Annotated in this window: 17 protein-coding genes; 12 read left to right on the forward strand and 5 right to left on the reverse strand. The window is 70.3% G+C overall.

The features are described from left to right. Position 1: 1 nt before the first annotated feature. From H4281_RS29800 to H4281_RS29820, 5 genes are read right to left on the reverse strand one after another with little or no spacing between them, the layout of a single operon-like run. The gene (locus H4281_RS29800; RefSeq protein ID WP_182894217.1) at positions 2–514 is read right to left on the reverse strand and encodes a hypothetical protein; all 513 of its coding nucleotides are present in this window, start codon (positions 512–514) and stop codon (positions 2–4) included. Continuing rightward, a complete protein-coding gene (locus H4281_RS29805) occupies positions 511–1,089 on the reverse strand; it encodes a hypothetical protein (protein WP_182894218.1) in 579 nt (192 codons plus the stop codon). The genes H4281_RS29800 and H4281_RS29805 overlap by 4 nt, the downstream gene beginning before the upstream one ends. Continuing rightward, entirely contained in the window at positions 1,086–2,327 is a 1,242-nt protein-coding gene (locus H4281_RS29810) for a PPE domain-containing protein (protein ID WP_182894219.1), read from the reverse strand. Before H4281_RS29810 ends, H4281_RS29805 begins: the two co-directional genes overlap by 4 nt. After that, entirely contained in the window at positions 2,324–2,644 is a 321-nt protein-coding gene (locus H4281_RS29815) for a type VII secretion target (protein ID WP_182894220.1), read from the reverse strand. The genes H4281_RS29810 and H4281_RS29815 overlap by 4 nt, the downstream gene beginning before the upstream one ends. Beyond that, the gene (locus H4281_RS29820) at positions 2,644–3,135 is read right to left on the reverse strand and encodes a YbaB/EbfC family nucleoid-associated protein (protein ID WP_182894221.1); all 492 of its coding nucleotides are present in this window, start codon (positions 3,133–3,135) and stop codon (positions 2,644–2,646) included. The genes H4281_RS29815 and H4281_RS29820 overlap by 1 nt, the downstream gene beginning before the upstream one ends. Positions 3,136–3,356: 221 nt before the next feature. On the opposite strand from H4281_RS29820, the gene hrcA reads away from it, so the two are divergent. The 12 genes from hrcA (at position 3,357) to H4281_RS29880 (ending at position 13,458) form a co-directional block, all read left to right on the forward strand. Beyond that, positions 3,357–4,382: a heat-inducible transcriptional repressor HrcA gene (hrcA, locus tag H4281_RS29825; RefSeq protein ID WP_134663007.1), complete on the forward strand. Its 1,026-nt coding sequence runs from the start codon at positions 3,357–3,359 to the stop codon at positions 4,380–4,382. Between the two features lie 41 nt (positions 4,383–4,423). Continuing rightward, on the forward strand, positions 4,424–5,587 hold the full coding sequence (gene dnaJ / locus H4281_RS29830; RefSeq protein WP_037813614.1) for a molecular chaperone DnaJ: 1,164 nt from the start codon (positions 4,424–4,426) through the stop codon (positions 5,585–5,587). 2 nt (positions 5,588–5,589) lie between these two features. Next, positions 5,590–6,342, forward strand: coding sequence for a 16S rRNA (uracil(1498)-N(3))-methyltransferase (locus H4281_RS29835; RefSeq protein ID WP_182894222.1), 753 nt, complete (start codon positions 5,590–5,592; stop codon positions 6,340–6,342). Between the two features lie 404 nt (positions 6,343–6,746). After that, on the forward strand, positions 6,747–7,124 hold the full coding sequence (locus H4281_RS29840) for a histidine triad nucleotide-binding protein (protein WP_182894223.1): 378 nt from the start codon (positions 6,747–6,749) through the stop codon (positions 7,122–7,124). Between the two features lie 94 nt (positions 7,125–7,218). Beyond that, the gene (locus H4281_RS29845; protein WP_182894224.1) at positions 7,219–8,265 is read left to right on the forward strand and encodes a PhoH family protein; all 1,047 of its coding nucleotides are present in this window, start codon (positions 7,219–7,221) and stop codon (positions 8,263–8,265) included. Continuing rightward, the gene (gene ybeY / locus H4281_RS29850) at positions 8,262–8,813 is read left to right on the forward strand and encodes an rRNA maturation RNase YbeY (RefSeq protein WP_043837412.1); all 552 of its coding nucleotides are present in this window, start codon (positions 8,262–8,264) and stop codon (positions 8,811–8,813) included. The genes H4281_RS29845 and ybeY overlap by 4 nt, the downstream gene beginning before the upstream one ends. Before the next feature lie 9 nt (positions 8,814–8,822). After that, entirely contained in the window at positions 8,823–10,148 is a 1,326-nt protein-coding gene (locus H4281_RS29855; protein ID WP_182894225.1) for a hemolysin family protein, read from the forward strand. Next, positions 10,141–10,479 carry a cytidine deaminase-like protein gene (locus H4281_RS29860; RefSeq protein ID WP_182894226.1) on the forward strand — a complete coding sequence of 113 codons (339 nt, stop codon included), beginning with the start codon at positions 10,141–10,143 and terminating at the stop codon, positions 10,477–10,479. The genes H4281_RS29855 and H4281_RS29860 overlap by 8 nt, the downstream gene beginning before the upstream one ends. Further along, positions 10,476–11,375: a GTPase Era gene (era, locus tag H4281_RS29865; RefSeq protein WP_037813591.1), complete on the forward strand. Its 900-nt coding sequence runs from the start codon at positions 10,476–10,478 to the stop codon at positions 11,373–11,375. The genes H4281_RS29860 and era overlap by 4 nt, the downstream gene beginning before the upstream one ends. 76 nt (positions 11,376–11,451) lie before the next feature. After that, positions 11,452–11,781: a CD225/dispanin family protein gene (locus H4281_RS29870; RefSeq protein ID WP_182894227.1), complete on the forward strand. Its 330-nt coding sequence runs from the start codon at positions 11,452–11,454 to the stop codon at positions 11,779–11,781. After that, positions 11,772–12,227, forward strand: coding sequence for a DUF2752 domain-containing protein (locus H4281_RS29875; protein ID WP_182894228.1), 456 nt, complete (start codon positions 11,772–11,774; stop codon positions 12,225–12,227). Before H4281_RS29870 ends, H4281_RS29875 begins: the two co-directional genes overlap by 10 nt. A gap of 175 nt (positions 12,228–12,402) precedes the next feature. Then, positions 12,403–13,458, forward strand: a complete 1,056-nt coding sequence (locus H4281_RS29880) for an RDD family protein (RefSeq protein WP_182894229.1) — start codon at positions 12,403–12,405, stop codon at positions 13,456–13,458. Positions 13,459–13,467 lie beyond the last annotated feature (9 nt).

Raw genomic sequence — 13,467 nt, forward strand, 5'->3', positions numbered from 1 at the left:
TTCACCACACGCCGTTCTCGCCGACGATGCTCGCCACCGTGCCGCTGTTCGCCAGCAGGCACACCGCGACGACCCGCTCGGCCGCCAGCCGCTTGCCGCGCGCCGGATCGACCCGAAGGGTGCGGCCGCCCACGCGGAGCTGCCATTTCTCGACGGTCCCCGGGCCGCGCGGGGTGTGCTTGAACCCGACCGGGTAGTCGTCGGTGATCGGGCCGGAGCCGAAATCGTGCACCGGCCCGGGCACGACTGTCAGCGGCGCGCGGTACTCGGCGAACTGCCGCCTCCCGAACCGGACCGCCAGCACGGCCACGACCGCGGCGACCGCCGTCGCCACCAACGCGGAAGCGGTGAAGCCGGACTTGGCGAGCGCGACCACCGCGATCGCCACCTCGATCGCGACGAACACCCAGACCGCCCAGAAGAACCAGCCCAGGACCACCCCGCGCTGGCTCGGGTGCAGTCGTCCGGCGAGGTTGGCGGCGGCCACCCCGCCGGGGTCGGCCTTCGTCGTCATGCCGCGACCACGTTGACCAGGATCTTGCTGCGCGGGGTGAATACCGCTCCGTTGGCGCGGCCGCCGAGCACCCGGCTCCGCAGATCGGGATCGAGCCGGTAGCTCTTGCCGTTCACGACGAGGTAGGTGAAGGGGATCCGCTCGGTGATCTCGTACAAATACATCGGGGGCAGGACGCCGGACGGCCGGTGCTGCACGTGCCCGAAATCGTGCGTCAAGCCCGTCACCACGTCCGCCTTGCCCCCGCGCCAGTCCGCCAGCCGCCGCCCGATCGCGCGCCCCGGATACACCGCGCCGACCAGGAAGACCAGCGACATGATGAACAGCGGCGCGTTCTTCGACCAGTAGGACACCAGCGGCTTGCCGAAGTAGGCGTTGAGATCGTTGGTGGTCCGGATCATGGCGGGACTGATGCCGAACCAGATCGGGGTCAGGACCGCCAGCGCGACGAGGACGAGCAGCACCAGGACGAGCGTCCAGAAGTTGCCGTCCAGCACCATCCGCCGCTGGGACGGATGCAGCCTGCCTTCGCGGTTGGCCTGGTCCGCGGCTGCTTGCACAGCTTGCCGGGTCACTCGCCGGAGCCGCCCTTCGCCTCCTCGGCCTCCCTGGCCTCGCGTTCCTTCTTGGCGGCTTCGGACGCTTCGGAGTATCGGTCGTATTGTTCGTTCTCCTGCCGCCGGGTCTCGGCTCCGACGCCGACCGTGTCGGCGGGGCTCCACTTCGGCACGCCGCCCTCGGCCTCCCTCCAGCCCTTCGGGCTCAGCACGCTGCGGCCGTCCTCCGAGTAGGTCTCTCCCCACTCGTTGACCCGGTCCTTCCACTTCTCGTTCAGCGGCGACTGCACCTTTTCCTTGGCCGCGTCCTTCCAGCCCTCGGCCTTGGCCGCGGCGGACTCGGCCTTGCCCGCGTCCTTCAGCTCCCCGGCCTTCTTCTCCAGGTTCACGCCGACGTCGACGCTCTTGTCGGTGATCTTGCCCGCCGCCTTGCCGGCCTTGCGCAGCGCGTTCGCCGCCTGCTCGATCGCCGCCTTCGACTTGCCCGCGCTTTCCGCGAGCTTGTCCAGCTTCTCCACGACCTTCGCGATCCGGGTGCCGATCTTCTCCGCCAGGATCCCGCCCTCGACGACGGTGTCCGCGATGAACGCGGCCACCGTGCCGCCGAAGGTGCACCACGACGACGCCAGGGCGGCGAGCCCCTTGATGATCAACTCGCCGACGAACGACGAGATCATGTCGCGGATCAGCCCGCGTTCGGTGCCGACCAGTGCGCCGGCGACGTTCATCGCGGTGGACGCGCCGTTGGCCTGTCCGGCCGCGTTGCGGAGCTTGTCCACGTACTCCTTCGCCCGGCCCTGGTAGGCCTGGCCGCCCTGGCCCTGGAAGTTCGGCGCCACCTTGCCCGCGGCCTGTTCGTACTGGTCCGCGCTCTCGGCGAGCTGTTTCGCGATGTTCGACCAGGTCACGGCCTTGGCGGTGACCGCTTCCGGATTGCCGGCGAGCTGGTCGAGGCCCTCCTTGAGGAAGCTGATGTGCTCGATCAGCCAGCCGACGCCAGCGCTGGCCAGGCTGCCGAGCGGGTCCATCGCCACGCCGAGCAGGTCGAGCCCGTCGGTGATCCCGTCGACGACGAGGTTGCCCCAGTCGCCGTGCCGGAAGTCGGTCTGGGTCGCGGAGAGATCGTTGACGATGCCCGCGCCGGAGGTCTGGGCGTTGAGGTTGTCCAGCTCGTTCGAGGACGACCCCATGTTCGCAGTGAGGCCGCTCGGTGACTCCGACTTCGCGACCAGCGGGTTTTCCTGCGTCTCGGTCATTCCGGCAGCTCCTTGCCGAGGCCGTTGATGTGGCCGACAGTCTGTTGCTCGTGCGTGTCGTAGTGGTCGTGCGCCTGTTGCAGCAGGTTCGCGATCTCGTCGCCTTCGCCGCCCAGGTCCTTGACGAACGACGTCGCCACTGACATCCAGATCTGCAGCGGCATCGCGAACACCTGGCCGACGATGCCGAACGCGTCGTCCCCGAACGTCTGCACGGAGTCAGTCGCCTGCGCCGCGGTGTGCACCCCGGCCGCGATGTTCTCGACCTCTCCCTTGTGCGCGCGCAGCGACGGAAGGTCGACGTGGGGTCCGGTCATCAGTTCCTCCCCAGGAACGAGCCGCCGCCGTAGTAGTCGTCGTCATCGGTCGGGTCCGGCGCCGGGCGGGCCGGACGCGCGGGCCGGGCGGGCGGCGGGGCGGAATCGTCCTGCGCGTCGAAAAATTGCGGTTGCGGCGTCGAAGGCGGGGCCGTTTCCTCGGGAACTTCCGGTTCCGGGATCTGTTCTTCGAGGAATTTCATCGCGTCGCTGTGCTCGCCGATCACCGGAGCCATGATCGCGGTCAGCTGTTGCGCCGCCTGGGCCTGGGCGCGCCGGGCGGTGGCCAGCACGGCGGCGGCGAGGGCGGCGCGCGGCATCTCGTCCGCGCGGGGGCCGAACCGGAGTTCCTGCAGCGCACCGGCGGTGTTGACGGTCGCGGTGACCGCGCCGTCCTGGCTCGTCGCGGTCGCCGACACGTGCTTCAGCTGTTCCTGTGCTTCCGCGGCCCGCTGCCGGATTTCGGCGATTTCGGGGGAAAGTGCGTTCATGTCGGCCACTGCTTTCGGATCGAGTGGTTCATAGTCTTTCCGAGGCAGAAAACCGGGTTCCGGTTCCCCGTGCAAGCCAAGTTCCGAGTTGCCCGGTTCGTCGCTATTAAAAATTGTTTGCCTGCCTTTTACCCCCGGCCGCCCGGACCGGAGGGCGCGCCGGGCACCACCGGGTCCGTAAACTCGTTGTGAGTAGCAGGAGGACCGCGAAGGAGGTGCCGGTGGCGAACACGGACGAGCGTCGCTTCGAGGTGCTGCGCGCGATCGTCGCCGACTATGTCTCGAACCAGGAGCCGGTCGGGTCGAAGACGATCGTCGAGCGGCACAACCTCGGCGTTTCCAGTGCCACCGTGCGCAACGACATGGCCGCCCTGGAAGAAGAGGGGTACATCGCCCAGCCGCACACCAGCGCGGGCCGGATCCCGACCGACAAGGGGTACCGGCTGTTCGTCGACCGGCTTTCGGAGATCAAGCCGCTGTCGGCCGCCGAGCGGCGCGCGATCACCAGCTTCCTCGATTCCGGCACCGACCTCGACGACGTGCTGCGCCGGTCGGTCCGGCTGCTCGCGCAGCTCACCCGCCAGGTCGCGGTGGTGCAGTACCCGATGCTCACCAATACCGTGGCGCGGCACCTCGAGGTGGTCCCGCTCACGCCCGCGCGGCTCATGCTCGTGCTGATCACCGACTCCGGCCGGGTCGACCAGCGCACCGTCGACCTCGGCGACGTGGTCACCGAGGAGACCGTGCTGCGGCTGCGCACCGTGCTCAACGGCGCGCTCGCCGGACGGCGGCTGGCCGACGCGGCGGCGAACGTGGCGGAGTTGCCCGAGGGCGCTCCGCCGGACCTGCGCGACCACCTCACCCGGATCTGCACCACACTGGTCGAATCGCTGGTCGAGCACCCGGAGGAGCGGATCGTGCTCGGCGGCACCGGCAACCTCACCCGCAACGTCGCGGACTTCCCCGGTTCGCTGCGCCAGGTGCTCGAAGCGCTCGAGGAACAGGTGGTGGTGCTGAAGCTGCTCGCCGCCGCCCGCAACCCCGGTGCGGTCACCGTGCTCATCGGTGAGGAAAATGAGGACGAGCAGATGCGCAGCACCTCGGTCGTGTCCATCGGCTACGGCCGGGACGACATGCTGCTCGGGGGAATGGGCGTCGTCGGGCCGACCAGGATGGACTACCCCGGCACGATCGCGGCGGTCCGCGCGGTCGCCAACTACGTGGGGCAGATCCTGTCCGGCCGCTGACCGGCGGCGAGGGCGGAACACGAAGGAGAAGGCAGAGCAACGTGGCGAGGGACTACTACGGGATCCTCGGGGTGGCCAAGAACGCGAGCGATCAGGAGATCAAGCGCGCGTACCGCAAGCTGGCCCGCGAGCTGCACCCCGACGTGAACCCGTCGGAGGACGCCCAGCACCGCTTCGGCGAGGTGACCACCGCGTACGAGGTGCTCTCCGATCCGCAGAAGCGCAAGATCGTCGACCTCGGCGGCGACCCGATGGACGGGGGCGGCCGCGGCGGCGGGGGCGGCGACCCGTTCGCGGGCTTCGGCGGGCTCGGCGACATCATGGACGCCTTCTTCGGCGCCGCGGGCGGAGGCGGCGGACGGGGCCGCGGGCCGCGCAGCCGCGTGCAGCCCGGGTCCGACGCGCTGATCCGGCTCGGCCTCACCCTCGAGGAGTGCGCGACCGGCGTCGACCGCGAGATCACCGTCGACACCGCGATCGTCTGCGACCTGTGCCGCGGCGCGGGCACCGCCGAGGGCACCAGCACCAAGACCTGCGACACCTGCGGCGGGGCCGGCGAGGTCCAGTCCGTGCAGCGGTCGTTCCTCGGCCAGGTCGTCACCGCGCGCCCGTGCCCGGTGTGCCGCGGCTTCGGCGAGGTCATCCCCGACCCGTGCCGCCAGTGCGGCGGCGACGGCCGGATCCGTTCGCGGCGCGGCGTCACCGCGAAGATCCCGCCCGGCGTCGGCGACGGCATGCGGATCCGGCTGTCCGGCCAGGGCGAGGTCGGCCCCGGCGGCGGCCCGGCGGGCGACCTCTACGTCGAGATCGACGAGGCGCCGCACGAGGTGTTCGTCCGCGAGGGCAACGATCTGCACTGCAACTTCCGCATCCCGATGACCACCGCGGCGCTCGGCGCGACGGTCCCGATCGCCACGCTGGTCGACGGCGACTACGAACTCGACATCGAACCCGGCACCCAGCCCAACACCGAACTGGTGCTCACCGGCAAGGGCATGCCGCGGCTGCGCTCGTCCGGCCGCGTCGACGGCCGCGGCGACCTGCACGTGCACATCGACGTCGTGGTGCCGACCAAGCTCGACGAGGCCCAGCGCGACCTGCTCGTCGACCTCGCGCAGCAGCGCGGCGAAGAGGTCCCGACGCTCGCCGCCAACGGCAGCAAGCACGGCGGCCTGTTCTCGAAGCTCCGCGCGAAGAACCGCTGACTGTGCCGGACACCACACTGCCGGTCTTCCTCGCCCCGGAGGTGCCCGCCGAAGGACGGGCGCTGCTCGACGGCGAGGAAGCCCGGCACGCGGCCACCGTGCGCCGGCTGCGCGTGGGGGAGCAGCTCGTGCTCTCTGACGGTGCCGGCGCGATGGCCCGCTGCGCCGTGGACGCCGTCGAAGCGGGCCGGGCGGCCACGGTCACGCTCACCGTTCTCGAACGCTGGCAAGAAGAACCGCCCGCGCTGCGCGTCCACGTCGCCCAAGCCCTCGCCAAGGGCGACCGCGGAGAATTGGCAGTCGAACTGGCCACCGAAGCCGGCGCGGACGCGATCGTGCCCTGGCGCGCCGCCCGAAGCGTCGCCCGCTGGGACGACGGGCCCCGCGGCGAGAAAGCCCTCGCCCGCTGGCGCGCGACCGCCCGCTCAGCCGCGAAACAAGCCCGCCGCGCCCACGTGCCCGCCGTCGCCGAACCAGCCGGCACGCGCGAACTCGCGCAACTGGCCGCCACGATGTCCGCGACGCTCGTCCTCGAATCCGGTGTCACCAGCAAACTCACCGAACTCGACCTCCCCGACGGCGGCGACCTCCTCCTCGTCGTCGGCCCCGAGGGCGGCATCACCGACGACGAACTCGCCGTCCTCGAAGAAGCCGGAGCCACCACCGTCCGCCTCGGCCCGACGGTCCTCCGCACCTCCACGGCAGCCGCCGTCGCACTAGGCGCACTAGGCGTCCTCACCGGCCGCTGGCACTGACCAGAACCCGCAAAACCCGGCAGAACCCCTAAACATCCGCACCAGGTGATGGCGCGCCGCACCCCCGGCGGCTACTCTGCTTCGCAACGTGCGAACACGAGGGTTTCAGCCCGCCCCCAGGCGGGCATTACTCTTGAGTACGCGAACCCATGCCCCGCCGGGCACCTCCCCCCTCGGTCCGGCGGAGCCGCGGCGGCGGTGGAGCGACCCCCAGGCTCCACCGCGCCGCGGCGTCTTCGAATCGCTGGCGCGATTCTTCGCTGCCGCTGGTTTCGCTATTGCTCCCGGGGGGCCGAGCCCCCCGGACCCCCACGGTGCGGTGGTTGCGTGTCGTGCGTTGGTCGCCTTTAGTGCGCTGGTTGGTTGCGTGTCGTGCGCTGGTTCCTGTTTGTAGGGTGGGGGGCATGAGCGATGCGGGTGCGGCGGAGACGTTATTCGAGCGGATTATTGCTGGGGAGATTCCGGCGGATGTGGTGTACCAGGACGACGCCACGTTCGCGTTTCGCGACATCAATCCGCAGGCGCGGGTGCATGTGCTCGTGGTGCCTCGGAAGAGGTACCGGAACGTGGGCGAGCTGGCGGAGGCTGATCCGGAGTTGCTGAGTGCGGTGCTGTTGACGGCGCGCAAGGTCGCGGAGATCGAGGGGATCGCCGAGAGCGGGTATCGGGTGGTGTTCAACACTGATGCTGATGCCGGGCAGACTGTGTTCCATGTGCACGCGCACGTGTTGGGCGGGGAGCAGCTGGGGATGTTCGGGAAGCCGCAGGCTGGGGTGCACTGAAACCGGGCTGCGAGCGGGTGTCGGGGACAAGTAGCATCTATGGGGTCCCTGTACGTTGACTTGCGAAGTGCGCAGAAAGCAGGACCGAGGCCACGTGGCCGGAACTGAGACGGGTGGAGCCGCCCGACCTGACAATCGGGTATCGGCCGAGGCACAGGTTCGATTCCCGATCCCGGAGGCGGCTCAGCTGAGCCTGCTGGGGTCCCGGGACGAGAATTTGCGGGTGGCCGAGGAGCTGCTCGCCGCCGACGTGCACGTGCGCGGCAACGAGGTCACGTTGACTGGGTCCGCGGCTGACGTGGCGTTCGCGGAGCGTGTCTTCACCGAGCTGGTGCAGCTCGCCGGTGGCGGCCAGCAGGTGGGGCCGGACACGGTGCGGCGGACTGTGGGGATGTTGTCCAGCGGGGACGCGTCGCCCGCGGAGGTGCTGAGCCTCAACATCGTGTCGCGGCGTGGCAAGACCATCCGGCCCAAGACGCTGAACCAGAAGCGGTACGTCGACGCGATCGACAAGCACACGATCGTGTTCGGGATCGGGCCCGCCGGTACGGGCAAGACGTATCTCGCGATGGCGAAGGCCGTGCAGGCGTTGCAGGCCAAGCAGGTCACGCGGATCGTGCTGACCCGGCCCGCGGTCGAGGCGGGGGAGCGGCTCGGGTACCTGCCGGGAACGCTGAACGAGAAGATCGACCCGTATCTGCGGCCGCTCTACGACGCGCTGCACGACATGGTCGAACCGGAGTCGATTCCGCGGCTCATGCAGGCGGGCACCATCGAAATCGCACCTCTCGCATATATGAGGGGCAGAACTCTGAACGACGCCTTCATCATCCTCGACGAGGCGCAGAACACCACGCCCGAGCAGATGAAGATGTTCCTCACCCGCCTCGGGTTCGGCGCGAAGATCGTCGTCACCGGCGACATCACCCAGATCGACCTCCCCGGCGGGCAGCGCAGCGGGCTCCGCGTCGTGCGCGACATCCTCGGCGGCGTCGAGGACCTGCACTTCGCCGAGCTCACCAGCCAGGACGTCGTCCGGCACAAACTGGTCGGCGACATCGTCGACGCGTACGAGAAGTGGCAGGCCGTGCAGGACGCGCAAGAGCAGCAGACCGGCGGCTGGAAAGGCACCCGCCGATGAGCATCGAGATCGCCAACGAATCCGGCGTCGACGTCGACGAGGCGTCCATCGTCTCCGCCGCGCGCTACACGCTGGAGAAAATGGAGGTCAGCCCGCTCGCCGAGCTGTCCATCCTGTGCGTCACCCTCGAGGTGATGGAAGACCTCCACGAACGCTGGATGGACCTGCCCGGGCCCACCGACGTCATGGCCTTCCCGATGGACGAGCTCGACTCCTCGCGCCGCCCCGACGCGCCCGACTCGTCACCGGCGCTGCTCGGCGACATCGTGCTCTGCCCGGCCTTCGCGAAAGACCAGGCGAAAACCGCGGGTCACCGGCTGATCGACGAACTGCACCTGCTCACCGTCCACGGCTGCCTGCACCTCCTCGGCTACGACCACGCCGAACCCGCCGAGGAACGCGAGATGTTCGGGCTGCAGAAGCGGATCCTCGGCGAATTCCAGGCCGCGGTCGCCGCGCACCAGGCCCGCGACGCGCAACGCGACGTCGACGACCGCGTGCTCGGCATCGCCGGGCTCGACGCGCCGCGGCCCGGGGAAACGCCCTAGGCTCCGACGATGGGAAACCCCCCGGCACAGGTCGTCGTCGCGGTGACGCTGGTGCTGCTCGCGGGCGTGTTCGCGGCCGCGGACGCCGCGGTCGGCACGGTGTCGCAAGCCCGCGTCGACGGCCTCGTCCGCAACGGCCGCGTCGGAGCCCGCCAGCTCGCCGCGGTGGTCGCCGAACGCCGCAGGCACATCAACCTGCTGCTCCTGCTGCGGCTGGCCTGCGAACTCACCGCCACGGTGCTCGTCACCGTGTCCTTCGTCGCCTGGTTCGACCGGCTGTGGCTCGCCATCCTGGTGTCCGCGGTCGTCATGGTCGTGGTCAGCTACGTCCTCATCGGCGTCGGCCCGCGCACCATCGGCCGCCAGCACCCGTACCGCGTCGGCACGATCGTCGCCGGACCGGTCCGCGCCCTCGGCACGGTCCTCGGCCCGCTGTCGCGGCTGCTGATCGTGCTCGGCAACGCGATCACCCCCGGCCGCGGCTTCCGCGAAGGCCCGTTCACCTCCGAAGTCGAACTGCGCGAACTCGTCGACCTCGCCCAGGAACGCGGCGTCGTGGAGGACTCCGAACGCGAGATGATCCACTCGGTGTTCGAACTCGGCGATACCGTCGCCCGCGAGGTCATGGTGCCGCGCACCGAAATCGTGTGGATCGAGCGCACCAAAACCGTCCGCCAGGCCCTCGCGCTCGCGCTGCGCACCGGCTTCACCCGGGTCCCGGTGATCGACGATTCGGTGGACGACATCGTCGGCGTGGTCAACATCAAAGACCTCATGCCCGAGTACATGGGCCCGGACGGGCCGAGCACCGTGGTCGACGCCGTGATGAACCCGGCGAGCTTCGTGCCCGACTCGAAGCGGCTCGACGAACTGCTGAAGGAAATGCAGCGCACGCACAACCACATGGCGATCGCGGTCGACGAGTACGGCGGCACGGCCGGCCTGCTCACCATCGAGGACATCCTCGAAGAGATCGTCGGCGAGATCACCGACGAATCCGACGCCGACGAACGCCCCGAGATCGAGGAACTCGAGGACGGTTCGGTCCGCGTGTCGTCCCGGCTCGGCGTCGACGACCTCGGCGAACTGTTCGGCATCGACCTCGAAGACCACGACGTGGAGACCGTGGGCGGGCTGCTCGCCGAGCGACTGGGTAGGGTCCCGCTGCCGGGGGCCGAAGCCGAGGTCGCCGGTCTTCGGCTGTTCGCCGAAGGGGGCAAGGACCGCCGCGGCCGGATGCGCATCACCTCCGTGGTCGTCCGGCCGTCGTCGGCGCGCCCGCGCACCCGCCCGCCCCAGCCGCAAGAGCACGACAGGAGAGTCGAACATGCCTGACCTCGACGCCGAGGACCAGAAGCTGGTCACGCTGGCCCGTTCGGCCCGCGCCCGCACCGGCGCGGACGAAGGCGCCGCGGTCCGCGACACCGACGGCCGCACCTACGCCGCGACCACGGTCGACCAGCCCTCGTTCAAGCTCACCGCCGTGCAGGCCGCCGTCGCCGCCGCGCTGTCCAGCGGAGCCGAAGGCCTCGAAGCCGCCGCCGTCGTCACCGCGGACGCGCTGGTCGCCGAGGCGTCCGTGCACGCGGTCCGCGACGTGAGCAAGGCCGCCCCGATCATCTTCGCCGACCCGTCCGGCGCCGTGGTCGAGGTGCTTCACTCGTGACCGAACCGCACCGTTCCGGTTTCGCCTGCTTCGTCGGCCGCCCCAACGCGGGCAAATCGACGCTCACGAACGCGCTCGTCGGCACGAAAGTCGCGATCACCTCCAGCAAGCCGCAGACCACCCGGCACGCCATCCGCGGCATCGTCCACCGCGACGACGCGCAGCTGGTGATCATCGACACTCCCGGCCTGCACCGTCCGCGCACGCTGCTCGGCCAGCGGCTCAACGACATCGTGCACGAGACCTGGTCCGAAGTGGACGTCGTCGGGTTCTGCGTGCCCGCCAACGAGAAAGTCGGCCCCGGCGACCGGTTCATCGCCGCCGAGCTGAAGAAGATCGCGCGGCGCACCCCGGTGATCGGCATCGTCACCAAGACCGACCTGGTGAAACCGGAGCAGGTCGCCGAGCAACTGGTCGCGCTGCAAGAGGTGATGGAGTTCGCCGACCTCGTGCCGGTGTCCGCCGTCGACGGTTTCCAGGTGCAGACGGTCGCCGACCTGCTGGTGCAGCGGCTGCCCGAGGGACCGCAGCTGTACCCGGGCGGCGAACTCACCGACGAGCCCGAGCAGACCCTCGTCGCCGAACTGATCCGCGAAGCCGCGCTCGAAGGCGTCCGCGACGAACTGCCGCACTCCATCGCGGTGACCGTCGAGGAAATGCTCCCGCGCGAGGACCGCGACGACCTCATCGACATCCACGCCCTGCTGTACGTGGAACGCCCCAGCCAGAAGGGGATCATCCTCGGGCACAAGGGCGAACGGCTGCGCGAGGTCGGCGCGACCGCGCGCAAGCACATCGAACGGCTGCTGGGCACGAAGGTCTATCTCGACCTGCACATCAAGGTGGCCAAGGATTGGCAGCGGGACCCGAAGCAGCTGCGCAGGCTGGGTTTCTGACCGGTTGTGCCCGCGCCCGGCGGCGCGGCCGGGTAGCGTCGACCCGAACCGTATCCGATTTGTCCAGGGGGACCGCATGACCGGCCCGTATCCGCCGCAGGGCCCGTACCCTCCGTCGTACGGCTACCCGCCGCAGTATCCGCCGCCGCCGGACAGCAACCTGGTGTGGGCGATCCTGGCGACGGTGTTCTGCTGCCTTCCGCTGGGGATCGTCGCGATCGTCAAGGCCAGCCAGGTGAACACCTTGTGGTACCAGGGATACGCGGCCGAAGCGCACCGCGCGGCGGACGAGGCGCGCAAGTGGGCGATGTGGTCGGCGCTCAGCATCGCCATCCTGATCGGGCTGTACGTGCTCGTCGCGATAGTCGTGCTGCTGGTCGCCGGAAACGTGCTCTGGTGGCATTGAGCACCGTCTACACCGGACAGCCGGCGCGCGGGACCCGTGCGGTGGCAAGGGCTCTCGCGGGCCCGGCGGCCGCGGCGGGCGGGATCGGCCTCGCGTGCGTCGCGGTGTGGTTCGGCGATCCGACCACCCCCGGCGGCCCGCTCCCGGTGTGCCCGACCAAGCTGCTTTTCGGGATCGACTGCCCCGGCTGCGGCGGGCTTCGCATGGCATACAGCGTGCTGCACGGCGATTTTTCCGCGGCGCTCCACTACAACGCGGTGGCCTTGGCGTTCGCCGCGCTCTTCGCGTGGAGCGGTCTCGCCTGGACGATGGGACGCCTGCGCGGCCGGACGATGCGGTCCTGGCTGCATTGGCGCTGGACGCCGCACGTTGCAGCGGTCGTGTTCGTCGTGTGGTTCGTGGTCCGCAACCTTCCGTTCGCGCCGTTCACCGGACTGTCCGTCTGAGTTAGCCCCGTTTTCGCTGTCCCCGGAACCGGTTCGGCGGCGGTGCCGTCGAACGCGTCACCCGATGCGGACACCTGCTCGGCCCCGCCCCGCCGGACGAGGTACGCTCCCGCGCACTGACGTGTCCACAGCGGACACGGCCAGGCCCAGCTTGCAGCAACGAGGGGGACACTCGATGACCTATCCCTACGGCCAGCCCGGCGGCCCGCCTCAAGGCGGACCGTCGTTCGGCGCGCCGCCGGGACAGCAGGCGCCGGGCTACCCTCCGCCCGCGGGCTTCGGCCAGCCGTACCGTCCGGGCCCGGTCCACGCGGACTGGGGCCAGCGCGCCGGCGCCTACCTCATCGACTTCGCCCCGCTGCTCGCCGGGATGCTGATCGCCGTGCTCGTGTCGCTGTTCTCCGGCGTCGGCGGAACGATCGTCTACCTGCTCGCGATCCTCGGCACGCTCGCCTGGACGGTCTTCAACCGCTGGATCAACGGCGGCGGCACCGGCCAGTCGCTGGGCAAGCGGATCGTCGGCATCAAACTCGTCAGCGAGGCCACCGGCGAACCGATCGGGGCCGGGACGGCGTTCGTCCGCGACGTCGCGCACACGCTGGACGGCATGGCCTTCGGGCTCGGCTACCTGTGGCCGCTGTGGGACGACAAGGCGCAGACGTTCTCGGACAAGATCCTCAGCACGATCGTGGTGCCCGCCGACGCCGGGCCTTCGGGCGCTCGGGGCTTGGGGCAAGGCGGGTTCGGCCAGCCAGGTCAGCCCGGCGGTTTCGGGCAGCCCGGCGGATTTCCCGGACAGCCCGGCGGTTTCCCGGGACAGCCGGGAGCCGCGCCGCAGCCGGGATTCGGGCAGCCCGCCTCGGGCGGGTTCGCCGCGCAACCCTCGCCGTACGGCGGATTTCCCGCCGCACCGCCCGGATCCGGATTCCCGCAGCCGGGATTCGGCCAGCCGCCGGCCCCGGGAACCCCGCCGCAGCAAGGATTCGGCCAGCCGCAGCCCGCGTTCGGCCAGCCGAACCAGCCGGGCCCCGGGCAGCCGCCCGCGCCGGGCCCCACGCCGTTCGACCAGCCCGAGCCGACCCAGGTCGTGCGCCCGCCCGCGTCCCGGCAACCACCGTCCGAAGCGTTCGGCGCCGCTGAGCGCACCCAGGTCGTGCACCCGGCAGGCGAGCCGGAAGCGACGCAGATGATCAAGCCGGAATCGCCGAAGCCCGGTCCGGCCCAGTCCTGATCCGCACCG

It is taken from the genome of Amycolatopsis dendrobii (genome assembly GCF_014145675.1).
Lineage (GTDB): Bacteria > Actinomycetota > Actinomycetes > Mycobacteriales > Pseudonocardiaceae > Amycolatopsis > Amycolatopsis dendrobii.